19 protein-coding genes are annotated in these 24,023 nt (G+C 72.1%); 7 read left to right on the forward strand and 12 right to left on the reverse strand.

Going from position 1 to position 24,023, the window contains the following annotated elements; genetic code table 11:
* Positions 1 to 49: 49 nt before the first annotated feature.
* On the forward strand, positions 50 to 1,615 hold the full coding sequence (locus tag ACIQPT_RS05025; RefSeq protein ID WP_401152810.1) for a fused MFS/spermidine synthase: 1,566 nt from the start codon (positions 50 to 52) through the stop codon (positions 1,613 to 1,615).
* Between the two features lie 30 nt (positions 1,616 to 1,645).
* On the opposite strand, the gene ACIQPT_RS05030 is transcribed toward ACIQPT_RS05025, so the two are convergent.
* The 5 genes from ACIQPT_RS05030 to ACIQPT_RS05050 all read right to left on the reverse strand — a co-directional run bounded on the left by ACIQPT_RS05030 (position 1,646) and on the right by ACIQPT_RS05050 (position 10,667).
* Complete coding sequence (locus ACIQPT_RS05030) at positions 1,646 to 3,427, reverse strand: ABC transporter ATP-binding protein (RefSeq protein WP_401152811.1); 1,782 nt, start codon at positions 3,425 to 3,427, stop codon at positions 1,646 to 1,648.
* Positions 3,424 to 5,259, reverse strand: coding sequence for an ABC transporter transmembrane domain-containing protein (locus tag ACIQPT_RS05035; RefSeq protein WP_401152812.1), 1,836 nt, complete (start codon positions 5,257 to 5,259; stop codon positions 3,424 to 3,426). Before ACIQPT_RS05035 ends, ACIQPT_RS05030 begins: the two co-directional genes overlap by 4 nt.
* A 159-nt stretch (positions 5,260 to 5,418) precedes the next feature.
* On the reverse strand, positions 5,419 to 6,903 hold the full coding sequence (locus ACIQPT_RS05040) for a Gfo/Idh/MocA family protein (protein ID WP_401152814.1): 1,485 nt from the start codon (positions 6,901 to 6,903) through the stop codon (positions 5,419 to 5,421).
* 262 nt (positions 6,904 to 7,165) lie between these two features.
* Positions 7,166 to 10,111: an FAD-binding and (Fe-S)-binding domain-containing protein gene (locus ACIQPT_RS05045; RefSeq protein ID WP_401152816.1), complete on the reverse strand. Its 2,946-nt coding sequence runs from the start codon at positions 10,109 to 10,111 to the stop codon at positions 7,166 to 7,168.
* 49 nt (positions 10,112 to 10,160) lie between these two features.
* Positions 10,161 to 10,667 (reverse strand): MarR family winged helix-turn-helix transcriptional regulator, encoded by a 507-nt coding sequence (locus tag ACIQPT_RS05050; RefSeq protein ID WP_401152818.1) that lies wholly within the window; start codon positions 10,665 to 10,667, stop codon positions 10,161 to 10,163.
* 113 nt (positions 10,668 to 10,780) lie between these two features.
* Here ACIQPT_RS05050 and ACIQPT_RS05055 point away from each other — a divergent pair, with 113 nt between their 5' ends.
* The 3 genes from ACIQPT_RS05055 (at position 10,781) to mltG (ending at position 14,459) form a co-directional block, all read left to right on the forward strand.
* A complete protein-coding gene (locus ACIQPT_RS05055) occupies positions 10,781 to 12,598 on the forward strand; it encodes an ABC transporter ATP-binding protein (protein WP_401152820.1) in 1,818 nt (605 codons plus the stop codon).
* A 39-nt stretch (positions 12,599 to 12,637) separates the two neighbouring features.
* The gene (locus ACIQPT_RS05060; RefSeq protein ID WP_401152822.1) at positions 12,638 to 13,228 is read left to right on the forward strand and encodes a hypothetical protein; all 591 of its coding nucleotides are present in this window, start codon (positions 12,638 to 12,640) and stop codon (positions 13,226 to 13,228) included.
* A gap of 367 nt (positions 13,229 to 13,595) precedes the next feature.
* A complete protein-coding gene (gene mltG / locus ACIQPT_RS05065) occupies positions 13,596 to 14,459 on the forward strand; it encodes an endolytic transglycosylase MltG (RefSeq protein WP_401152823.1) in 864 nt (287 codons plus the stop codon).
* A 42-nt stretch (positions 14,460 to 14,501) separates the two neighbouring features.
* Here the strand turns inward: mltG and ACIQPT_RS05070 are convergent, their stop codons facing one another.
* From ACIQPT_RS05070 to ACIQPT_RS05095, 6 genes are all read right to left on the reverse strand, one after another.
* Positions 14,502 to 15,632: an NAD(P)-binding domain-containing protein gene (locus ACIQPT_RS05070; RefSeq protein WP_401152825.1), complete on the reverse strand. Its 1,131-nt coding sequence runs from the start codon at positions 15,630 to 15,632 to the stop codon at positions 14,502 to 14,504.
* A 100-nt stretch (positions 15,633 to 15,732) separates the two neighbouring features.
* A complete protein-coding gene (locus ACIQPT_RS05075; protein ID WP_401152826.1) occupies positions 15,733 to 16,944 on the reverse strand; it encodes an LLM class flavin-dependent oxidoreductase in 1,212 nt (403 codons plus the stop codon).
* Positions 16,941 to 17,969, reverse strand: a complete 1,029-nt coding sequence (locus tag ACIQPT_RS05080) for an ABC transporter substrate-binding protein (RefSeq protein WP_401152827.1) — start codon at positions 17,967 to 17,969, stop codon at positions 16,941 to 16,943. The genes ACIQPT_RS05075 and ACIQPT_RS05080 overlap by 4 nt, the downstream gene beginning before the upstream one ends.
* Positions 17,966 to 18,889 (reverse strand): ABC transporter ATP-binding protein, encoded by a 924-nt coding sequence (locus ACIQPT_RS05085; protein ID WP_401152829.1) that lies wholly within the window; start codon positions 18,887 to 18,889, stop codon positions 17,966 to 17,968. Before ACIQPT_RS05085 ends, ACIQPT_RS05080 begins: the two co-directional genes overlap by 4 nt.
* Positions 18,862 to 19,752, reverse strand: a complete 891-nt coding sequence (locus tag ACIQPT_RS05090; protein WP_401152831.1) for an ABC transporter permease — start codon at positions 19,750 to 19,752, stop codon at positions 18,862 to 18,864. Before ACIQPT_RS05090 ends, ACIQPT_RS05085 begins: the two co-directional genes overlap by 28 nt.
* Before the next feature lie 331 nt (positions 19,753 to 20,083).
* Complete coding sequence (locus ACIQPT_RS05095; protein ID WP_316944177.1) at positions 20,084 to 20,185, reverse strand: putative leader peptide; 102 nt, start codon at positions 20,183 to 20,185, stop codon at positions 20,084 to 20,086.
* Positions 20,186 to 20,259: 74 nt separating this feature from the next.
* Here ACIQPT_RS05095 and ACIQPT_RS05100 point away from each other — a divergent pair, with 74 nt between their 5' ends.
* Positions 20,260 to 20,682: a secondary thiamine-phosphate synthase enzyme YjbQ gene (locus ACIQPT_RS05100; RefSeq protein WP_401152833.1), complete on the forward strand. Its 423-nt coding sequence runs from the start codon at positions 20,260 to 20,262 to the stop codon at positions 20,680 to 20,682.
* 13 nt (positions 20,683 to 20,695) lie between these two features.
* Complete coding sequence (locus ACIQPT_RS05105) at positions 20,696 to 20,863, forward strand: hypothetical protein (protein ID WP_401152834.1); 168 nt, start codon at positions 20,696 to 20,698, stop codon at positions 20,861 to 20,863.
* Between the two features lie 21 nt (positions 20,864 to 20,884).
* Here ACIQPT_RS05105 and ACIQPT_RS05110 read toward each other — a convergent pair whose 3' ends face one another.
* Complete coding sequence (locus tag ACIQPT_RS05110; RefSeq protein WP_401152836.1) at positions 20,885 to 22,567, reverse strand: SulP family inorganic anion transporter; 1,683 nt, start codon at positions 22,565 to 22,567, stop codon at positions 20,885 to 20,887.
* 139 nt (positions 22,568 to 22,706) lie between these two features.
* On the opposite strand from ACIQPT_RS05110, the gene ACIQPT_RS05115 reads away from it, so the two are divergent.
* The gene (locus ACIQPT_RS05115; protein ID WP_401152837.1) at positions 22,707 to 24,020 is read left to right on the forward strand and encodes a DUF1254 domain-containing protein; all 1,314 of its coding nucleotides are present in this window, start codon (positions 22,707 to 22,709) and stop codon (positions 24,018 to 24,020) included.
* Positions 24,021 to 24,023: the final 3 nt, after the last annotated feature.

Raw genomic sequence — 24,023 nt, forward strand, 5'->3', positions numbered from 1 at the left:
CTCGGAACAGCGGGAGTTCGGCCGCCGCCCGCCGTGCGAGGATGCTGCGGTGACCCCACCGCCCTCCTCGCCCGTGGCCGACGACTCTCCCCGGGGCGGCGACCCGCCCCGCGACCGGGGCCTGGGCCCCCGGACCGCGGCGGTTTTGGTGTTCGGATCGTCGGCCGCGGTCCTGGTGGTCGAGATCGTCGCCCTGCGGCTGCTGGCCCCCTACCTCGGTCTCACTCTGGAGACCAGCACGATGGTGATCGGCATCGCCCTCACCGCCATCGCGCTGGGCTCCTGGCTGGGCGGCCGCATCGCGGACCAGGTCGATCCGCACCGGCTCATCGGCCCGGCGCTCGGAGTGTCGGGCGTGGTCGTCGCGCTCACCCCGCTGCTGCTCCGCACCACCGCCGAGTGGTCACCGGCACTGCTCCTGCTGGTCGCTTCGGCGACGCTCCTGGTCCCCGGCGCGCTGCTCTCCGCGGTGACCCCGTTCGTGACGAAGCTGCGGCTCACCAGCCTCGCCGAGACCGGAACGGTCGTCGGGCGGCTGTCGGGCGTGGGCACCTTCGGGGCCATCGTCGGCACCGTCCTCACCGGATTCGTCCTGGTCTCGCGCCTGCCCGTCAGCACCATCCTGATCGGCCTCGGAACGCTGCTGGTGATCGGGGCGGTGCTGGTCGGGTGGCGGGCCCGGCGCTGGCGGCGCGCCTCGGCCGTGGCGCTCGCCACCGTCGTGGCGGCCTCCCTCGCCACCGCGTTCGCCCCCGGCGGCTGCGACGCGGAGACCCGCTACCACTGCGCCCAGGTCGTCGCGGACCCCGACCGGGAAACCGGCCGCACGCTCGTCCTGGACGGCCTCAGCCACTCCTACGTCGACATCGAGGACCCGGCGCATCTGAAGTTCGCGTACGTCCGCGCCATCGCCTCGGTGGTCGACACCGCCTTCCCCGAGGGCGAGCCGCTGACCGCCCACCACATCGGGGGCGGCGGCCTCACCTTCCCCCGCTACCTCGCGGCCGCCCGCCCCGGGACCCGCAGCCTCGTCTCCGAGATCGACGGCGGAGTCGTCGCCATCGACCGCGACCGGTTCGGCCTGGGCCCGGTGGCCGCGACCGGTATCGACGTACGGGTGGAGGACGGCCGGCTGGGCCTGCGGAGGCTGGCGGCGGGCAGACACGACCTGGTCGTCGGCGACGCCTTCGGGGGCGTCAGCGTGCCCTGGCACCTCACGACGTCACAGGCGCTGGGCGACGTACGCCGGGCGCTCGACGAGGACGGCCTGTACGTCGCCAACCTCATCGACCACGGGAAGCTGGCCTTCGCCCGCGCCGAGGTCGCCACCCTCGCCTCGGTGTTCCCGCACGTCGCCCTCCTCGGGAAGCCGGCGGACGTCGGCCTGGACCCGACCGCGTCCACCGTGGGCGGCAACCTGGTGGTGGTCGCCTCCGGCCGGCCGGTCGACGCCCCCGCGATCCAGCAGGCCCTGGACGCCCGGGACGTCGGCTGGAGGATCACCACCGGCGACGACCTCGCCTCCTGGACCGGGGACGCCCGGGTGCTCACCGACGACCACGCGCCCGTCGACCAGCTCCTCCAGCCCCATCGCACCCGGACGGCGGCCCGGTGAATTTGACCCCCGGGCCGCCCGTCGGGTGTCTCATCCGTGCCAGGACCGCCACAGCGACGCGTACGCGCCGTCCGCCGCCACCAGTTCGTCATGGCTGCCCAGCTCGCTGATCCGGCCGTCCTCCACGACCGCGATCACATCCGCGTCGTGCGCGGTGTGCAGCCGGTGCGCGATCGCCACGACCGTACGGCCCTCCAGCACCCGGGCCAGTGAACGCTCCAGGTGGCGGGCGGCCCGCGGGTCCAGCAGCGAGGTCGCCTCGTCCAGCACCAGCGTGTGCGGATCGGCCAGCACCAGCCGGGCCAGCGCGATCTGCTGGGCCTGCGCCGGAGTCAGCGCGAACCCGCCCGAGCCGACCTCCGTGTCCAGCCCCTTCTCCAGGGCCTTCGCCCAGCCGTCCGCGTCGACCGCGGCCAGCGACGCCCACAGCTCGGCGTCCTTCGCCCCGTCGCGGGCCAGCAGCAGATTGTCCCGGAGCGAACCGACGAAGACGTGGTGCTCCTGGTTGACCAGGGCCACATGCTCACGGACCCGTTCCGCCGTCATCCGCGACAGCTCCGCCCCGCCGAGCGTCACCTCACCGGTGCGCGGCGCGTAGATCCCCGCCAGCAGCCGGCCCAGCGTCGACTTGCCCGCGCCGGAGGGGCCGACCAGGGCGAGCCGGGTGCCCGGAGCCACGTCGAGCGACACCCGGTGCAGGACGTCGACGCCCTCCCGGTACCCGAAGCGGACCTCGTCCGCCCGGACGTCCCGGCCGTCCGGACCGACCCCGGCGTCGCCCGCGTCCGGCTCGATCTCCCGGACGCCGACCAGCCTGGCCAGCGACACCTGGGCCACCTGGAGCTCGTCGTACCAGCGCAGGATCATACCGATCGGGTCGACCATCATCTGGGCCAGCAGCGCGCCGGTCGTCAGTTGCCCGACCGTGATCCAGTCCTCCAGCACGAACCAGCCGCCGAGCAGCAGGACCGCGCCGAGGATCGTCACGTACGTCGCGTTGACGACGGGGAACAGCACCGAGCGCAGGAAGAGTGTGTACCTTTCCCACGCGGTCCACTGCTCGATCCGCCGGTCCGACAGCGCCACCCGGCGGCCGCCGAGGCGGTGCGCCTCCACGGTCCGCCCGGCGTCCACGGTCTCCGCGAGCATCGCGGCGACGGCGGCGTAACCGGCGGCCTCCGAGCGGTACGCCGAAGGGGCCCGGCGGAAGTACCAGCGGCAGCCCACGATCAGCACCGGCAGCGCGACCAGCACGGCCAGCGCCAGCGGGGGAGCGGTCACCGTCATCGCGCCGAGCAGCAGCCCGGCCCACACGACGCCGATCGCCAGCTGCGGCACGGCCTCACGCATCGCGTTCGCCAGCCGGTCGATGTCCGTGGTGATCCGGGACAGCAGATCACCCGTCCCGGCCCGCTCCAGAACACCGGGCGGCAGTCCGACGGACCGTACGAGGAAGTCCTCACGCAGGTCCGCGAGCATCTCCTCGCCCAGCATCGCGCCGCGCAGCCGCATGGAGCGGGTGAACACGGTCTGGACGACCAGCGCGAGGGCGAAGATCGCGGCGGTGCGCTCCAGGTGCAGGTCGGTGACGCCGTTGGACAGGTCCTCGACCAGCCCGCCCAGCAGATACGGACCGGTGATCGAGGCGATCACCGCCACCGCGTTGACCGTGATCAGGACGGCGAACGCCCCGCGGTGCCGGCGGAGCAGACTCCGTACGTAACTCCGCACGGTCGTCGGCGTGCCCACGGGCAGCGTCGTCGTCGACTCCGGGGCCGCGGGGTCGTACGCCGGGGGTGCGACGCCGATCATGCCCTCTCCTCGATTTCCTGGGTGCTCTTCATGGCGGGGACGGACCCGATGCCCGTCCCGGTGTCCGGTGCGGACGCCGCCGCCTCGTCGTCGGTCTCCCGGGTGACGACCGCCCGGTAGCGCGGTTCGGTGCGCAGCAGATCACGGTGGTCCCCCACCGCGACCACGGTGCCCTCGTGGACGAGGACCACCCGGTCGGCGACGTCGAGCAGCAGCGGCGACGAGGCGAACGCCACCGTCGTACGCCCCCGGCGCAGCTTCGCGATCCCGGCGGCGACCCGCGCCTCGGTGTGCGAGTCGACCGCCGAGGTCGGCTCGTCCAGCACCAGCGCCTCCGGGTCGGTGACCAGCGACCGGGCCAGCGCGAGGCGCTGGCGCTGGCCGCCGGACAGGGACCGGCCGCGCTCGGTGATCCGGGTCCGCATCGGGTCCCCGTCGTTGTCGGGGGAGGCCTGCGCCAGGGCGCTCAGCACATCACCGCACTGGGCCGCCTCCAACGCCGCCTCCGCCGTGACCAGGCCCGAGGACGGGACGTCCAGCAGCTCCTGGAGCGTGCCGGACAGCAGCACCGGGTCCTTGTCCTGGACCAGCACCGCGGCCCGTGCGGCGTCCAGCGGGATCTCGTCCAGGGCGACCGCGCCGAGCAGCACGGACGGAGCCTCCGCCTCCGGGTCCTCGGTCTCCGCGTGCCCGCCGAGCCGTTCGGCCAGCCGGCCCGCCTCGTCCGGGTCGCCGCAGACGACGGCGGTGAACCGCCCTCGCGGGACCATCAGACCGGTCGCCGGGTCGTACAGATCACCGGAGGGCGTCACGCCCTCGACGGTGGCCTCCCGCTCACTGCGGCGCAGCGACAGCACCCGCACCGCCCGCTGGGCGGAGGGCCGCGAGAAGGAGTAGGCCATCGCGATCTCCTCGAAGTGACGGAGAGGGAACAGCATCAAGGTGGCCGCGCTGTAGACCGTGACCAGCTGGCCGACGTCGATGCGGCCGTCCCGGGCCAGCGTCGCCCCGTACCAGACCAGGGAGATCAGCAGGATCCCCGGCAGCAGCACCTGCACCGCCGAGATCAGCGCCCACATCCTGGCGCTGCGCACGGCCGCCCTGCGGACCTCCTGCGAGGCGCGGCGGTAGCGGCCGAGGAACAGCTCCTCGCCGCCGATGCCGCGCAGCACGCGCAGCCCGGCGACCGTGTCCGAGGCCAGCTCGGTGGCCTTCCCGGCCTTCTCGCGCTGCTCGTCGGCGCGCCGGGTGGCACGTGGCAGCAGCGGCAGCACGGCCAGGGCGAGTACCGGCATGGCGAGCGCCACCATGACGCCGAGGGACGGGAGGTAGAAGGCCAGCCCCACGCAGATCACCACGAGGGCGGTGGCGGCCGCCGCGAAGCGGGAGAGCGCCTCGACGAACCAGCCGATCTTCTCCACGTCGCCGGTCGAGACGGCGACGACCTCGCCGGCCGCGACCCGCCGCGTCAGCGCCGAGCCCAGCTCGGCGGTCTTGCGGGCGAGCAGCTGCTGGACCCGGGCGGCGGCGGTGATCCAGTTGGTCACCGCCGTCCGGTGGAGCATGGTGTCGCCGACGGCGATCAGGACGCCGAGCGCCACGATGAGGCCACCGGCCAGGGCGAGCCGCCCCCCGGAGCGGTCGATCACGGCCTGGACGGCGAGCCCCACGGTGACCGGGAGACCGGCGATGCCCAACTGGTGCAGCAGCCCCCAGGAGAGGGACTTCAGCTGCCCCGCGAGCTGGTTGCGCCCGAGCCAGTACAGGAATCGGGGGCCTGAACGGACATCGGGGTCGCCGGGATCCGAATACGGAAGGTCGCGAATCTGCATGACGTCCCAGGGCTTGTGAAACGGAGATCCGGGTGGATCTCGAAGAACGGGGTGACGCGCAAGGTTCCCTGTTCGTCCCGTTCCGCGGCAACCGGTTTTCTCCGGCCCCGGGATGCTCTGCGGGGTCCCGTGCCCGGTCGGCGCGGGACCCCGGAGGCGTCACTCCACCGGCTTCTCGGAGTCCATGCCGGACCGGGCCTTCTTCCACTCGCCCCGGGTGAAGTCCGGGATCGGCAGCGGCGCGCCCTTGGCCTTGATGGAGAGATGGCTCAGCGGTACGGGGGCCGTCCAGGTCGCCGCGTCGTACACGTCGAAGTCGGGGACCAGGCCGAGCCGCATGCACTGCATCAGCCGGAAGACCATCATGTAGTCCATGCCGCCGTGGCCGCCCGGCGGGTTGGCGTGCTCCTTCCACAGCCAGTGGTCCCACTCGGCGTACTTCGAGAAGTCCGCCCACTGGTCGTCCGTGTCGTCGGGCTCGAGGTAGATCCGCTCCGGGTAGTCCTCGAACACGCCCCGGGTTCCGCCGAGGCTGTTGATACGGGAGTACGGGTGCGGCGTCGACACATCGTGCTCCAGCCGGATCACCCGCCCCTTGGCCGTCTGTACGAGGCTGATCGTCCGGTCGGCCCCGATGTACGACTCCTTCCAGCTGGGGTCGCCGGGCGGCATGTGCTCCTTGCGGTACTCGGCGAGCCCCAGGGCCGGTGTGCCGATGCTCGTGATGCTCACGGCCCGGTCGCCCCGGTTGACGTCCATGTAGTTGGCGACCGGCCCGAACCCGTGGTTGGGGTAGAGGTCACCGCGCAGCCGGGTGTGCCACAGCCGCCGCCACGGGCCCTCGTAGTAGTCGGGGTCGAACATCAGCCCGCGCAGATCGTGGTTGTAGGCCCCCGCCCCGTGCAGCAGATCGCCGAAGAGACCCGCGTGCGCCATGCGCAGCACCCGCATCTCGTTCTTGCCGTAACAACAGTTCTCCAGCTGCATGCAGTGCCGCCGGGTCCGCTCGGAGAGGTCCACCAGCTGCCAGAGCTCTTCCAGCCGCATGGCGATCGGGCACTCCACGCCGACGTGCTTCCCGTTCAGCATCGCCGCCTTCGCCATCGGGAAGTGCAGTTCCCAGGGCGTCGCCACATAGACGAAGTCGATGTCGCCGCGCTTGCAGAGGTTCTCGTAGTCGTCCTCGCCCTTGGCGTAGACCGTGGGGGCGGGCTGACCGGCGGCCGTCACCTTTGCGGCGGCCTTCTCCGCCTTGTCCCGGACCGGGTCGCAGACCGCCTTCACCTGGACGCCCGGGACGGCGAGGAAGAGGTCGATCATGCTGCCGCCCCGGTTGCCCAGGCCCACGATGCCGACCCGGACCGTGGAGCGTCCCTCGAAGCGGACGCCCGCCATCGTGCGGCCCTGCCGGGCGGGAGCGGCGGCGACCGCTTCCGCGGCGGAGACCGCCTCCGGGGCGGTCGCCCCGGCCGCCGACGCGGTGCCCCCGCCCAGTGCGCCGAGGCCGAGTCCGGCCCCCGCCACGCCCGCCGTGGTCCACAGCACCGAACGGCGACTGGGGTCCTGCCGGGCCGTCTCGTCGGCCGCGCCGCTGTGCGGGGGTATGTCCTGCGGGTCCGGTGCGGGCCGGGCGTCGTCGTTCATCGAGCCTCCAGGTGGGGTTGGGGGTTCAGACGGTGCGCGAGCGCGTCCGGTCCCCGTACGGATGACGAGCGCGGGGACCGGGTCTCGGTAAGGACCCTGGAGGGTGAGGCTGATGGTGCGCAAGGGAAGTATTTGGACTCTCGTCCGCAAACCTTGGACTTTCGTCACGGCACGCCGAAGCCCCAACTGGTTGAACCAATTGGGGCCTCGGAACGCTCAGTTGTGCAGGCCGGTGGGGGTGTTCGCGCCTGCCGTCGGAGGCTCAGCGCACGGTCGGCCGGGTGGCGTGCTCCAGCTCGATCAGCGCCGAGCGGTAGGGGTGTCCGGTGGCGCGTTCCATGCCGATCTCGCACATCCGGTTCGCCGACAGGTAGGCGTCGTAGGGGCGGCGGCCGACCTCGGCTGCCTCCTTGGCCGTCGCCGAGTCGGTCAACTCCTTGTGCAGCATGCCCCGATCGCCCGCGAACGCGCAGCACCCCGCGTCGTCCGGCACCACGACCTCCTCCGCGCAGGCCTCCGCCAGCGCGCGCAACTGCCCCACATCGCCCAGGTGCTCCATCGAACAGGTCGGATGCACGACGGCCGACCCGACGGTGCGGAACACCGTCAGTTCCGGCAGCAGCTCCTCGGCCGCCCACACCAGCGAGTCCACGACGGTCAGTTCGCGGTGCAGCGCCCGGTTGTCCTCGGTGAGGTAGGGCACCACCTCATCGGCGATGCCGAGCGTGCACGAGGACGCGTCCACGACCAGGGGCAGCGTGCCGCCCGCCGTCCAGGCCCACGCGGCCTCCACGATCCGGTTCGCCATGATCCTGTTGCCCGCGTCGTACCCCTTGGAGTGCCAGATCGTCGCGCAGCACGTCCCCGCGACGTCTTCGGGGATCCACACCGGCTTCCCGGCTCGCCCGGACACCGCGACGACCGCCTCGGCCAGGGGCAGGCCGGGGTGGCCGTCGGGCCCGGCGAAGATGCGGTTGACGCAGGCCGGGTAGTAGACCGCGCTCGCCCCGACACGGGTGGTGCGCGGCAGCCGCCGGGCCGCCGCGCCGGGGATCTGCGGCAGCCACTCCGGTACGAGGTCGGGGCGCACGGCCTTGCGGGCGAGCCGTGTCACGGCCTGGAGCGGACCGTCGCCCACCCGCGTCCCGACCGTGTCGGCCGCCGCCACGGCGAGCCGCGCCGAGGCCTCCACCACCCGGAAGTTCTTCGCGGTGAGCGCGGCGATCCGCTCCTCGCGCGGGGTGTGCCGGCGGTGCCGGAAGCCCTTCATCATCGCCCCGGTGTCGATGCCGACCGGGCAGGCGAGCTTGCAGGTGGAGTCCCCGGCGCAGGTGTCCACGGCGTCGTAGCCATAGGCGTCCAGGAGTCCGGCCTCCACCGGTGAACCGTCCGCCTGGCGCATCATCTCCCGGCGCAGCACGATCCGCTGGCGCGGAGTGGTCGTCAGATCCTCGCTGGGGCAGGTCGGTTCGCAGAAGCCGCACTCGATGCACGGGTCGGCGACCGCTTCCACCTTCGGAATGGTCTTCAGGCCCCGCAGATGGGCCCGCGGATCCCGGTCCAGGACGATGCGCGGGGCGAGCACCCCGGCGGGGTCGATGACCTGCTTCGTCCGCCACATCAGCTCGGTGGCGCGCGGCCCCCACTCCCGCTCCAGGAACGGCGCGATATTGCGTCCGGTGGCGTGCTCCGCCTTGAGCGACCCGTCGAAACGGTCCACGACCAGCGCGCAGAACTCCTGCATGAACGCGTCGTACCGCTCGACATCGGCCGGCTTCCCCGCGTCGAACGCGAGGAGGAAGTGCAGATTGCCGTGCGCGGCGTGACCGGCCACGGCGGCGTCGAAGCCGTGGCGCGGCTGGAGCTCGAGCAGCGCCTCGCAGGCGTCCGCCAGCCGGGCGGGCGGCACCGCGAAGTCCTCCGTGATCAGCGTGGTGCCCGAGGGCCGGGACCCGCCGACCGCCGTGACGAACGCCTTGCGGGCCTTCCAGTACCCGGCGATCGTTCCGGCGTCGCGGGTGAACGTGTTGGTCACCGAAGCGGCCGGGACGACGAGGTCCAGATCGGCGACGACGGCGTCGGCCGCCCGCTCGAACGCCTCCAGGCCCGCCTCGTCGGCCGCCCGGAACTCCACCAGGAGTGCGGTCGTGGTCCGGGGCAGGGCCGCCCAGTCGGCCGGAACGCCCGGCACGCTGACCGAGGCGCGCAGGGTGTTGCCGTCCATCAGCTCCACGGCGATGGCCCCCGCCTCGTTGAACCGGGGCACGGCGGCCGCGGCGGCGGTGAGGGACGGGAAGAACAGCAGGGCGCTGGAGATCCGCCGGTCCAGCGGCAGGGTGTCGAAGACGACCTCCGAGATGAAGCCGAACGTCCCCTCGGAGCCCACCATCAGCCCCCGCAGGATCTCCACCGGCGTCGACCCGTCGAGGAAGGCGTCCAGGCGATAGCCGTTGGTGTTCTTGATCGTGTACTTCGCGCGGATCCGGGCGGCCAGCTCCTCGTCCGCCTCGATCTCCGCCTTCAGCTCCATCAGCCCCGCGCACAGCTCCGGCTCGGCGTGGGCCAGTTCCTCGTCGGCGGCCGGGTCGGCGGTGTCGACGACGGTGCCGCTCGGCAGGACGAAGGTGAGCGAGGCGAGCGTCCGGTAGGAGTTACGGGTGGTGCCCGCCGTCATGCCCGAGGCGTTGTTGGCGACGACCCCGCCGACCGTGCAGGCGATGGCGCTGGCCGGGTCGGGGCCCAGCAGCCTGCCGTACCGGGCGAGGGTGGCGTTGGCCCGCATGACCGTCGTCCCCGGCCCGATCCTGGCCCGCGCCCCGTCGTCCAGCACCTCGACGCCGGTCCAGTGGCGGCGTACGTCGACGAGGATGTCCTCGCCCTGCGCCTGGCCGTTGAGGCTGGTGCCGGCGGCCCGGAAGACCACGTCACGGCCCTTGCCGTGGGCGTACGACAGGATCGCGGAGACGTCGTCGAGATCCTCGGGGACCAGCACGACCCGGGGGAGGAAGCGGTAGGGGCTGGCGTCGGAGGCGTACCGCACGAGATCGGAGATCTTCCACAGCACCTTGTCCGCACCGAGCAGGGCCGTCAGCTCGCCGCGCAGCGGCTCCGGGGTGCCCTCGGCGCTGCGGTCGGTGACCCGGTCGGGGGCGGGCTCCCGTGCCGTTCCGGGGCGCAGGGCTTCCGGGTCGGGCTCCAGCAGCGGCATATCGGCCTCTCCTCCGCGGCTCTGCGGCTCGGTGGCTCGGCGCGGGTGCTCAGCAGTGGCGTTCCGGCATCCCGTCGACCAGAGCGGACAGCAGCCCTCCGAGCACCTCGCGCTGATCAGTGGTCAATGGAGCCAGGATCTCCTCTGCGGCCGCCCGGCGCGCGCTGCGCAGGGACCGCAGCGTGGCGCGTCCCTCGTCCGTGATCTCGATGCGGACCACGCGGCGGCTGTCGGGGTCCGGGGCGCGGCGGACCCGGCCGCTCGCCTCCAGCGCGTCGACCAGCGTCGTCACGGCGCGCGGAACGACGTCCAGGCGGCGGGCGAGATCGGCCATCCGGGGGGCCGCGTCGTAACTCGCGACCGTCCGCAGCAGCCGGAACTGGGCCGGAGTGATGTCGATCGGCTCCAGCTGGCGGCTCTGGATGCGGTGCAGCCGGCGGGTCAGCCGCAGCAGCTGCTCGGCGAGCATGCCGTCGGTGTCGGGGGAGCCGGCGGAACCGGGCGGACCGGGCGGACTGGGGGAGTCGAGCGAGCCGGGGGAATCTGGGGCGTCCATACGGGAACAATATCAGGACCTTGTTCATTGTGAGTATAGGTAACAATGAGCTAGGCTCTCTATGTGCGAGGCCGGGACTGCCCGGCCGCGCCTCACGCCCGACGAAGGAGCCCATGAAACCCGACGAACCCACGTGGACGCCCCCGCCCGATGCCCACTCCGCCGCCGACCGGCCGCCCGCCGAGGTGCGCCGCATCCTCCGCCTCTTCCACCCCTACCGCGGCCGCCTCGCCGCCGTCGGCCTGCTGGTCGGCGCTTCCTCCCTGGTGTCGGTCGCCTCCCCGTTCCTGCTGCGCGAGATTCTGGACACCGCCATCCCGCAGGGACGCACGGGCCTGCTGACGCTGCTGGCGCTCGGCATGATCCTCACCGCCGTGATGACCAGTGTCTTCGGCGTGCTCCAGACCCTGATCTCGACCACTGTCGGTCAGCGCGTCATGCACGACCTGCGCACCGCCGTCTACGCCCAGCTCCAGCGGATGCCGCTCGCCTTCTTCACCCGCACCCGCACGGGCGAGGTCCAGTCCCGCATCGCCAACGACATCGGCGGCATGCAGGCGACGGTCACCTCCACCGCGACCTCGCTGGTCTCCAACCTCACGGCCGTCATCGCGACCGTCGTCGCCATGCTCGCCCTCGACTGGCGGCTCACCGTCGTCTCGCTGCTCCTGCTGCCGGTCTTCGTCGCGATCAGCCGCCGCGTCGGCCGCGAGCGCAAGAGGATCACCACCCAGCGCCAGAAGCAGATGGCCGCGATGGCCGCCACGGTCACCGAGTCCCTCTCGGTCAGCGGCATCCTCCTCGGCCGCACGATGGGCCGCTCCGACTCCCTCACCCAGGGCTTCGCCGAGGAGTCCGAGCGCCTGGTCGACCTCGAAGTGCGCTCCAACATGGCCGGCCGCTGGCGGATGTCCACGATCGGCATCGTGATGGCCGCCATGCCCGCCGTCATCTACTGGGCGGCGGGACTCACCCTCCAGTCCGGTGCCACCGCCGTCTCCCTCGGCACCCTGGTCGCCTTCGTCACGCTCCAGCAGGGACTGTTCCGCCCGGCGGTCAGCCTGCTCTCCACCGGCGTGCAGATGCAGACCTCCCTCGCCCTCTTCCAGCGCATCTTCGAATACCTCGACCTCACGGTGGACATCACCGAACCGGAGAAGCCGGTCCGCCTGGAGAAGATCCGCGGCGAGATCGCCTTCGAGGACGTCGACTTCAGCTACGACGAGAAGAACGGCCCGACGCTGACCGGCATCGACGTCACCGTCCCCGCGGGCGGCAGCCTCGCGGTCGTCGGCTCCACCGGTTCCGGCAAGTCCACCCTGAGCTACCTCGTCCCCCGGCTGTACGACGTCACCGGCGGCCGGGTCACGCTCGACGGGGTCGACGTCCGCGACCTGGACTTCGACACCCTCGCCCGAGCGGTCGGCGTCGTCTCCCAGGAGACCTACCTCTTCCATGCCTCGGTCGCCGACAATCTGCGCTTCGCCAAGCCGGACGCCACCGACGAGGAGATCGAGGCCGCGGCCCGCGCCGCGCAGATCCACGACCACATCGCCTCCCTGCCCGACGGCTACGACACCCTCGTCGGCGAGCGCGGCTACCGCTTCTCGGGCGGCGAGAAGCAGCGCCTCGCCATCGCCCGGACCATCCTGCGCGACCCGCCGGTGCTCATCCTCGACGAGGCGACCAGCGCGCTCGACACCCGTACCGAACAGGCCGTGCAGGAAGCGATCGACGCCCTGTCCGCCGGACGGACCACGCTCACCATCGCGCACCGCCTCTCCACCGTCCGCGACGCTGACCAGATCGTCGTCCTGGAGGACGGCCTGGCCGCCGAGCGCGGTACGCACGAGGAGCTGCTCGACCGCGACGGCCGCTACGCCGCCCTGATCCGCCGCGACACCCACCCGGCCCCGGTGCCGGCCCCCTGACGCGACCGGCGCGGAGCGCGTACGGCATGATCGCCGCGCATGAGAGCTCTTCTCGGGGTGGAACTCCCCGGCTACCGGACCGTGGACACCGGCACCTGGCTGAACGACCACGGCGATGTGCTGTCGTTGCACTTCTTCGACCTGCCGCCGGATCTGCCGGCGGCCCTGGACGACGGCCCGGCCCTGCGCCACGGCCTCACCCACTTCACCGCACAAGCGGGCGGCGGGCTCATCGAGGCGTCGGTGAAGCGACTGGGCGAGCTGCCCGCCCTGCGCCAGATACTCAAACTGCCGCTGCCGGGACAGCCCAGCGGCCAGGCGTTCATCGGCAGCTTCACCGTGCCGCGCGCCGGATGCAGCACCGTGGTGAAGATCCAGGCGGCGGAGCGCGGCATGACGGGCATGCGGGAAGCCGTGGTGCTGGCCAAGCTCGGCCCCGACCAGTACTTCCGGCCGCACCCCTACGCCCCCGAGGTCCAGGGCGGGCTGCCCTTCCACGCGGCGGACCACGCCCAGTGGGACACGGAGTTCCCGGACCACCCGCTCACCCGGGTCCGCCGGACGCTCGACGTGCTCGCGACGACGGTGACGGTCGCACCCGAGTTCACCGCACTGCCGCCCTTCACGTAAACGCAGCGGCGCCGCCGCTCCCGTGGGACGGGGAGCGACGGCGCCGGGTGGAGCAATGGTCAGACGAGCCAACCCACGAAGTGGACGACGCCGGCAAGCAGGTTGGTCAGGAAGTTCATCTGGTCTTTCTCCTTGTACATGGTGCATCTCTGGGACTGCGCAGTAGCGGTCTGCAGCCCGTTGACTGCGCTCTGCAATCATCACGCCCCCGACGAGTGAACAGCAACGAATCCCCTGACGATCACACGTTCCAGCGAACACCCGAACGCCCGATCCCTTGTTCGTGCGGTACGGCGTTCGTGTCGCCGGAGCCGACGCCGTGGCGGAGCTACCGGCCACGGCCCGTACCCCGGGTTAACGTGCCCGCATGGTGAACGAGTCCCCGGACGCCCGCCCCCGCCGCAGACTCCGCCCGACCCGCCGGGGGAAGATCGTCCTGGTCGTCGGCGCACTGCTCGTCGTGTCGGCCGCCGTCCTGATCCCGCTGTCCCTGACCGGATCGGACGAGCGGCAGAAGCAGGAGGAGGAGAGCCCGCAGAGCACCCTGATGATTCCCGAGGGCCGTCGCGCCTCGCAGGTGTACGAGGCCGTCGACAAGGCGCTCGGCCTGAAGTCCGGCAGCACGCGGAAGGCCGCGTCGACGGTGGATCTGGCCCTGCCCGACCAGGCCGCCGGCAACCCCGAGGGATACCTCTTCCCGGCCACGTATCCCATCGACGCCGGGACCGAGCCCGCCGGTCTGCTGCGCTACATGGCCGACACCGCCCGCAAGCACTTCGGCGCGGACCACGTCACGGCGGGCGCCCAGCGCAACAACGTCTCCGTCTACGACACGATCACGATCGCCAGCATCGTCCAGGCCGAGGCCGACACCGCGTCCGACATGGGCAAGGTGGCCCGGGTCGTCTACAACCGGCTGCTCAAGGACATGCCGCTGCAGATGGACTCCACCATCAACTACGCCCTCAAACGCTCCACCCTGGACACGACGACCGCCGACACCCAGTTGGACAGCCCGTACAACAGCTACCGGATCAAGGGCCTGCCGCCGACGCCCATCGGCAACCCGGGGGAGGAGGCGCTGCGCGCGGCCGTCAGCCCCACGCCCGGACCCTGGCTGTACTTCGTCACGGTCGGCCCCGGCGACACCCGGTTCACCGAAAGCTACGACGAGCAGCAGAAGAACGTCGAGGCGTTCAACCGCACCCGCGGCTCCGCCACCACGAGCTGACCGCGTCCACCGACGGAGGAGGGCGGACGAGGGCGGAGGGAATCAGGCCCCGGGCACAGGCGCGGCGACGGCCGCCCCCGCTTCCCGCTCCGTCCGCTCGCCGCCGGACTCCTTCAGCAGCCGCATGACCGACCGGACCGCCGCACGGCCCGCGCGGTTGGCGCCGATGGTGCTGGCGGACGGGCCGTACCCGACAAGATGCACGCGCCCGTCGCGGACGGCACGGGTGTCCTCGGCCCGGATGCCGCCACCGGGCTCGCGGAGTTTCAGCGGCGCCAGATGCTCCACGGCGGGCCGGAACCCGGTGGCCCAGAGGATCACATCGGCCTCGACCACGCGACCGTCGTCCCAGGCCACACCGGTCGGCGTGATCCGGTCGAACATCGGCAGCCGGTCCAGCACCCTCTCCTCCCGGGCCCGCCGCACCGCATCGGTCATCGGCAGCCCGGTCACGCTGACCACACTGCGCGGCGGCAGCCCGTTGCGTACCCGCTCCTCCACCATCGCCACGGCCGCCCGCCCCCACTCCTCGGTGAACGGCCCTTCGTGGAAGATCGGTTCGCTGCGGGTCACCCAGAAGGTGTCGGCCGCGTACTCGGCGATCTCCATCAGATGCTGCGTACCGGAGGCACCGCCCCCGACCACCAGGACGCGCTGCCCCGCGAACTCCTCGGGCCCCGGGTAGTTCGCCGTGTGCAACTGCCGCCCCCGGAATGTCTCCTGGCCCGGATAGCGCGGCCAGAACGGCCGGTCCCAGGTGCCGGTCGCGTTGATCAGGGCCCGCGGCGCATACGTCCCCTCGGACGTCTCCACGAGCAGCCGCCCGCCGCTTCCCTCCCGTACGGCGCTCACCTCCACCGGGCGGTGGACCCGCAGGTCGAAGCGCTCCTCGTACGCGGCGAAATACGCGCCGATCACCTCGGACGAGGGCCGGTCGGGGTCGGCGCCGGTCAGCTCCATGCCCGGCAGCGCGTGCATCCCGTGGACCTTGCCGTACGTCAGCGAGGGCCAGCGGAACTGCCATGCCCCGCCCGGCCGGGGCGCATGGTCCAGCACGACGAAGCCGACGTCCGGCTCCAGCCCGACGCGGCGCAGGTGGTGGGCGGCGGACAGCCCCGCCTGCCCCGCGCCGATCACGACCACGTCCAGCTCGCGCACCCCAGAAATGTTCACGCTTCTACTAACTGTTCGGGGCTCCGGGATCTTCCCGTACGGGGGAGACCCCGGAGCCCCGACCTCGTTCACCGCCGGTGATCAGGTCCCGGCGGCGGTCTCAGCGGCCCCCGGCCAGCAGCAGCGGCGCCCCGCCCGGAGCCGGGGCGGTGGTCCGGCTCTCGGCGCCGGTCCCGCCCAGCAGCGGCGACGCGGGCACGGTCGACAGCAGCCCGCGCCGGGCCAGCTCGGGCGTGACCCCCTCGCCGAACCAGTACGCCTCCTCCAGATGCGGATACCCGGAGAGCACGAAGTGCTCCACGCCCAGCGCGTGGTACTCCTCGATCCGGTCCGCGACCTCCGCGTGGCTGCCCACCAGCGCGGTCCCGGCCCCGCCGCGCACCAGACCCACACCCGCCCAGAGGTTCGGCGCGATCTCCAGCTTGTCCCGCGAACCGCCGTGCAGCGCCAGCATCCGCTGCTGCCCGACCGACTCGCTCTTCCCCAGCGCCTGCTGCGCCGCCGCGATCGTGTCCGGATCGAGGTCGCCCAGCAGTCGGTCGGCGGTGGCCCACGCCTCCCGCGAGGAGTCCCGCGAAATGGTGTGCAGCCGGATACCGAACCGGACCGTGCGCCCCTGCTCCTCCGCCAGGCCGCGAATCCAGTCGATCTTCTCCTTCACGGCGGCCGGCGGCTCGCCCCAGGTCAGATAGACATCGGCGTGGGCGGCCGCCACCGGACCGGCGGCAGCCGAGGACCCGCCGAAGAAGATCTCCGGCAGCGGGTCCGGCGGCAGCGCGGTCAGCCCGCCCTCCACCTGGTAGTGCTCCCCGTCGAAGTCGTACGGCTGCCCGCTCCAGGCGCCCCGCACCACCGACAGGAACTCCGCGGTGCGGGCGTAACGCCGGTCGTGGTCCAGATGGTCCCCGAACCGCCGCTGCTCCGTGGAGTCACCCCCGGTCACCACGTTGAGCAGCAGCCGCCCCCGGGTGATCCGCTGATAGGTGGCGGCCATCTGCGCGGCCAGCACGGGCGAGATGACCCCCGGCCGGAACGCCACCAGGAACTTGAGCCGCTCGGTGTGCTGGGCGAGCGCCACCGTGGTCAGCCAGGCGTCCTCGCACCACGTACCCGTGGGCGTCAACACGGCCTCGAAGCCGAGCTGTTCGGCGGCCTTCGCGATCTGGGCCAGATACTCGATGTCCGGGGCCCGCACGCCGCTCACCGGGGTGATCCGGTCGCGCTTGATGCCGCCGTCGGTGTAGGCGTGCCGGTCGACGAGCGTCCGGCCGTCGCCCCCGGTGGGCAGGAACCAGTGCAGATGGACGTTCACGAGGAGGCCTTTCCGTAGGAGCGCGGTGCGGTGGAGGAAGGGGGAAGATCGCGGTTGAAGCGGTTGTCGACGTAGTCCTCGAAGTCGAACTTCCGCGGGATCAACTTCAGTTCGGCGAAGGTGTCGGCGATCTCCTGTTCGGAGGCGATGGCCGCGGCGTCGATCGCGACGGGGACGCGGGTGCCGTAGGTGAGCTTCACGGCGTCCAGCGCCACCTCGTAGGGAAGCCCGGTCTCCTTCGCCCAGACCTTCGCCCACTCCTCCGGGTGCTCGAAGACCCACTTCTGGGCGCGCTCCAGCCGGACGAGCAGGTCGCCGATGGCCTTCGACTTCTTCCCGTCCTTGAGCGAGGCGGGTGAGGCGACCTGGAACCCGAGGCCGTTGACGACCCCTTCGCCGGTCGTGAGCACCCGGGCGTCCGCCGTGCGCAGGACCTGCGAGGTGTACGGGTCCCAGATCGCCCAGGCGTCCACCTTGCCCCGGCTGAACGCGGCGAGCGCGTCGGCGGGCTGGAGGTAGTTCAGCTTCACGTCCGTGATCCCGAGCCCGGCCTCCTTGAGCGAGGCGACCAGCTGGAAGTGGGCCGAACTGCCCTGCGCCACGGCGATCGACTTGCCCTTGAGCTGGGCGGGCTTCTTCAGCGGCGAGTCCTTGGGTACGACGATGGCCTCACCGGCCGATGAGCCGTGGGTGGCGCCGACGACGGCGATGTTCGAGTCGGCCCCGGCGGCGAAGACGGGCGGGGTGTTGCCGACGCCCCCGATGTCCACGGCCCCGGCGCTCACGGCCTCCAGCAGGGGCGGCCCCGAGGTGAACGTGGACCACTTGATGCGGTAGTCGAGGTCGTCGAGCTCGCCGGAGGCCCGCAGGATCGCCTCGTAACCACCCTTCTGGTCACCGACGTTGAGGGTCAGGCTGCCCTTCCCGTCCGTGCTGCCACCCGAGTTCGCGGACGAGGCGCCGCCGCACGCGGAGAGGAGCAGGGCGAGGGGAAGGAGCAGGGCGGGCAGGGTACGGCGTTTCATGAGACGTCTCCGTGACGGGGGTGTGCGGGTGATGCGTCGGGGTTCTTCGTCAGGCCCGGGCCGGACGGGGCGGCGACCTCGGACCGTGCCTCGCCGGCGCCCGGCTCATCGGCGCCCGGCTCGCCGTGGGCACGGCCCTCGCTCTCAGGGCCGCCCTCGCCCTCGACGCCGAGTTCGGTCAGCAGCCGGGAGCGCAGGTCGGCGAACCCGGGGGAGCCGACCCCGCGCGGCCGGTCGAGCGTGACGGGCGTGTCGTACGCGATCCGCCCGTCCCGCATCACCAGCGCCCGGTCGGCCAGCAGCAGGGCCTCGTCCACGTCATGGGTGACCAGGAGGACCGCGCAACCGCGCCGCTGCCAGAGTTCGGCCACCAGCTGCTGGGCCTTGATCCGGGTCAGCGCGTCCAGCGCGCCGAAGGGCTCGTCGAGCAGCAGCAGATCGGGCTCCCGCACCAGCGCCCTGGCCAGCGAGGCGCGCTGCGCCTCTCCGCCGGACAGCGTCTTGGGCCACGCACCCGCTCGCTCCGCCAGCCCGACCTCCGCCAACGCCTGCTCGGCGACGGCGCGTTCGGGCTTGCCCGGTAGCCCGAGCAGTACGTTGCGCCAGACCCGCTTCCAGGGCATCAGGCGCGGGGCCTGGAACGCCACCGCGCGCCGGCGGGGCACCAGGACGGTGCCCGAGATCTCACGGTCGAGCCCGGCCAGCACCCGCAGCAGCGTCGACTTGCCGCAGCCGCTGCGCCCGAGCAGCGCGGTGAACTCGCCTGCTCTCAGGGTGAGATCGAGGTCGTCGATGACCGCACGCCCGTCGAAGGCGCGGGTGAGCCCTTCGACCCGTACGGCGGCTTCCGGGTCATCGGCCAACAGCGCGGGGCCAGCGGCAGGAGTGGTTTTCACTGGCCGGTGAAGGTCGGTCGCCATTGCAGCAGCAGCCTTTCGAGGATCCGGACGATGACGTCGGCGGTGAGGCCGAGGAAGGCGTACACGACGAGACAGACGACGATCACATCGGTCCGGAAGAACTCGCGGGCCTGGTTCATCAGGAAGCCGATACCGGCGTCGGCGTTGATGGACTCACCGAAGACGAGCGCGAGCCAGGCCGTCGCCAGCGAGTAGCGCAGCCCGGTCATGGCCCCGGGCAACGCCCCCGGCAGCACCACATGACGTACGAGCCCCCACCGCCCGAGCCCCAACGACTCGCCTGCTTCGATGAGTTGGGCGTCAACGCCCCGAATCCCCGCATAGACATTGAGATACAGATGAAAGGCGACCCCGAGCGCGATGAGCGCCACCTTCGGCGCCTCGCCGATCCCGAGCCAGATGATGAACAGCGGGATCAGCCCCACCCAGGGCACGGTACGCAGCATCTGCACGGTCGCGTCGACCAGGTCCTCCCCGAGCCGCGACAGCCCCGACACGAGCGCGAGCACGGTCCCGACGACCCCGCCGAGCAGGAGCCCCACGACCACCCGTTGGAGCGAGACCCCCATGGCGGCGGGCAACGTCCCGTCGGCCACCAGGTCGGCGCCCGCGCGGGCGATGGTCCCGGGAGAGGCGAGCACATCGGGATGCAGCACCCCGGTGGCGCTGAACACCTGCCACAACGCGAGCAACACCAACGGCCCCACGGCTCGCCGCACCCACCGCGGGGCGGCCCGCAGCCGCGACCGGCGGACGGACGCCGGAACGACCGCCTCGAGATCGGGCGGGGTGCGTGTCGGCGCGGAGTCCTTCTCCGGGGCTTCGGACAGCGCGGGTGGTGGTGGCGCATGGCTGACGGTCATGGGGGCTCCACGGAAGGCCGCACGGATGCGGGGCGAAGGGGCGAAGAGGCGAGGGGAGGAGAGGGGAAGGGGAGGAGAGGGCGAAGCAAGGAGAGGACGGGACGATCGCGGACACGCCGGGGCACCCCGTACCCCGCACCCCACGCCATGCCCGACCGGAGGAAGGGCAGCCGGGACGGCGAAATGCAGGAGAGGGCGGCGCGCTCAGCGATCGCTGGGCGGCACGGAGCCGGACGCGACTACGGCAGGGCGAGCGAAGGAATACCGCAGGCGCGGCCGTGCGGCCGGAGACAGCCCGGAAGCCGCTGGGAGAAAGGTCGCTGAGAGTACGTCAGCAGCCGCGACAACACGCGGCGGATGCCACACGCAGCAGGTCGATGTGACCGCGCGAAGTGAGCAGAGCTGATCGGAACATGGCGCTGAACGTAGCCATCCGGTTGGGACACGGTCAATGGCGTCTCGGAGCGTGGACGGCTCATCTCACCCCTGCGGGGTGAAGATGGAGGCATGTCCGATTCCTTCACCACCACGGTCCTGAACATCACCACGGGTACGGCCGAGAGCGTCACGGACCTGACACGCGCCTGCGAGGAGTTCCTCACCCGCACCGCGCCCGGCCGCGACGGCCTGCTCAACGTCTTCGTCCCCCACGCCACGGCCGGCATCGCCGTACTGGAGACCGGCGCGGGCAGCGACGACGACCTCCTGGCCGCCCTCCACCACCTGCTCCCCGCCGACGACCGCTGGCAACACCGCCACGGCAGCCCCGGCCACGGCCGCGACCACGTACTCCCCGCCCTGGTCCCGCCCCACGCCACGCTGCCGGTGATCGGGGGCCGGCTGGAGCTGGGGACCTGGCAGTCGGTCTGCCTGGTCGACACGAACAGGGACAATCCGGAGCGTCAGGTGCGGTTGAGTTTCCTGGGTTAGTTCGGTCCCTTCGGTGGGATTGCAGAGAAGGATCCGCACCAACTGCGACGGCTGGTTCGTCACGGCGGCGCTGCTCCTGGGCACCGGCCTCCTGGCGGCCCTCTTCATGCGCCCGGAAAAGGATGCCCAGCGGCTCGGCGTCCCGGAATCCCCGGCCTCCGGGGTTCCTGTCAGCCACTGAGAGGGTGGCCCGGCCCGCTGGTCAGACCGGTCCGCCCGTCGCCGCCGAGACCGCGTCGTCGACGGTGCGATGGAGACCGTACGGTCCGACGCGGTCCGTCAGGGCGTGCCGGGTCAGGTCCTGTTCGGCCCGTGCCCGTACGTGGGCCAGGTGCAGGGTGATGTCCTTCCCCGCCAGTTCCTCCCGCAGCTCGTCCAGTGTGTCGAGGACCGGGATGCCGAGCCGGTAGCTGCTGGTCAGGTCCAGGACGACGGCTCGGGGTGGTGGGGCGGTGTGTGCGACCCGGTCGCGGACGGCGAGGCGGACGCGGTTGACGTTGCCGAAGAACAGGCTGCCGTCGGGCCGCACGGCGAGCACGCCGGCGGTGGTGGCCGCGTCCGGATGCTGGGCGATGTCGGCGTACAGGCGGGTGCCGGGAAGCCGTCCGAGGACGGCGACGTCGCGGCGGCCGGCGGCGCTGATGAAGAGCACGAGGGACAGGGTCACGGCGAGCAGCAGCCCGGGCAGCAGGTCGAAGAGCAGGACGCCGATCAGCGCGGTGAGCGCCACCCACAGGCTCCGCCGGTCCAGGGCGGCGTACCGGCGCAGCTCGCCCACCCTCATGAAGCCGCGTACGGCGACGATCACGATGGCGCCCAGGACCGGCTCGGGCAGGTCGGTGAAGAGCGGGGTGAGGAAGGCTCCGGTCAGCAGGATCAGGCCCGCGGCGATCAGGGACACCATCGGGGTACGGCCGCCCGCGCCGATCGCCGCGGCGCTGCGCGAAGCGCTGCCCGAGACGACGAAACCGCGCACGAGACCGACGGCGATGTTGCTGAGACCGACCGCTGCCATCTCCCGGTCCGCGTCGACCTCCTGGCCGTGCTCGCGAGCGAACCGGCCGGCGATGCTGAACGCCTCGGCGAAGACCACCAGGGCGACGCCCAGCGCACCCGCGGACAGGGCGATCCAGTCCTCGGCCGGGATGCCCGGCAGACGCGGCACGGGGACGGCGGACGGAATGCTGCCGACGATGTCGACGCCATGGTCCTTCAGGCCCAGGACGGGGGAGAGGGCCAGTGCCAGGGCGAGCACGATCAGCGCGGCGGGCAGGCGGGGCACGAGCCGCTCCAGCAGGAGCAGCAGCGCCAGCGCGGACGCTCCGACGGCGAGCGTGGCGAGCGACCAGTCGGGGGCCTTGCTCAGAAGGGTCCACAGGCGCTCGAAGAAGTCGCCGTCCCCGCTGGGGACGCCGACGAGTTTGGCGCCCTGCCGGACGACGATGGTCAGTGCCATCCCGAACAGGAAGCCCACCAGCGCGGGCTCGGCGAGGAAGTTGGTGATGAACCCCAGGCGGGCGATGCCGGCGACCAGCAGCACCGCCCCGACGATGACCGCGAGAGCGGCCGAAAGGCCGACGGCGTCCTTCGGGTCGCCGCTGATCTCGGACACGGCCGCCGCCGACAGGACCGCCGCGGCCGACGTCGCCCCGATGACCAGGAAGTTGGACCGCCCGAACAGCGCGTACACCAGAAGGGCCACGGGGGCCGCGTAGAACGCGTTCTGCGGAGGCACCCCGGCGATCTGCGCGTACGCCACGCTCTCGGGGACGATGAGCGCCCACGCCGTGAGCGCTCCCAGCACGTCACCCCGCAGCATGCCCCTGCGGTAGCCCACCAGCCATCCGGCGACCGGCCGGCTCCCGCGTCCCTGCCCGGCGCTCACCCGGAAATCCCCACGCCCGGCTCCCTTGCTCGGCTGCTCTGCCCGTTTCCGTGCCCGACAGGACCGGGCTGCGGATGCGCTCCACGAAGCAGCGTGACATTTTGAGGCGAAACATGCGCTATGGGCAGGGAGGGCTGACGTGCCGGAGCTGACCGACGAGGAAGCGCGGAGGACCGCGGCCGAGGGCTGGATCTGGGGCTTCGCGCTCCTGCGGAACTACCGGACGATGTACCCCCAGGCCATCGACCCGGCCGACCCCCGGTACGTAGGAGGCTTCGGCCGCTTCCGGCACTACCCGGAGCCGTTCACCCCGGCCAACACCGATGTGGTGACGCCGAACAACGACACCCCGTACTCCTGGGCCTGGCTCGATCTGCGGGCCGAGCCGTACGTGATCTCCGTGCCGGCCGTCGACCGCTACTACGTCCTGCCGCCGCACGACCTGGACACCTCGTACGTCGGTTACATCGGCTCCCGCACGACCGGCCCGGCGGCGGGCGACCACCTGGTCGCGGGGCCGGGCTGGGACGGCGTCGTCCCCGAGGGGATCGCGGGGGTGCTGCGCGCCGATACGTTTCTCGTCGGCGTCCTGGGCCGTACGTATCTGGCCGGGGCCGACGACGTACCGGCCCTGCGGGCGATTCAGGAGCAGTACCTCCTGCGCCCGCTGTCGGAGTTCACCGGAACCGCCGCCCCGCCCCCGGTCGACGAACCGGTGTGGCCGGTCTGGCGGGAGGAGGACCTCGGCACGGTCGAGTTCTTCACCCTGCTGGACTTCCTGCTCCAGTTCTTCCCCGTCCTCGACGGCGAGCGGGAGCTGCGGGACCGGCTTGCCGCGCTCGGTGTCACGGGCAGCGGCGAGTTCGAGCCCGCCGCCCTGAAGCCGGAGATCCGCGCCGCGATCGAGCAGGGCATCGCGGACGCCCGTGAACGCCTGGACGAGGCGAAGAAGGACGCGGTCGACTCCACCCACTGGTTCGGCACCCGCGCCGAGCACGGCACCGACTACCTGACCCGGGCGGTCGGCGTGGACAAGGGCCTGTGCGGTCTTCCGGCGGCGGAGGCGTGGTACGCCGGATGGGCTCAGGACGACCGGGGCGACCGGCCGCCCGACGCCTCCGCACACGACCACGTCATCCGCTTCGCTCCCGGGGAGCTGCCGCCGGCCCGCTCCTTCTGGTCGGCCACGATGTACCGGCTGCCCGAACGGCTCCTCGTCGCCAACGAGATCGACCGCTACTCGATCGGCGACCGTACCCCCGGGCTGGTCCACGACGACGACGGCGGCCTCACCCTCTACGTACGCAAGGACCGCCCCTCGGACCCGAAGCAGGTCGCGAACTGGCTGCCCGCCCCCGACGGGCCCTTCACCATCGCGATCCGCGTGTACGGCCCCGAGCCCTCGGTCCTCGACGGCACCTGGACCCTGCCCGCCCTGAGCGTCGACGCCTGACAG

The sequence above is a fragment of the Streptomyces sp. NPDC091289 genome, from assembly GCF_044757365.1.
Taxonomy (GTDB): Bacteria; Actinomycetota; Actinomycetes; order Streptomycetales; family Streptomycetaceae; genus Streptomyces.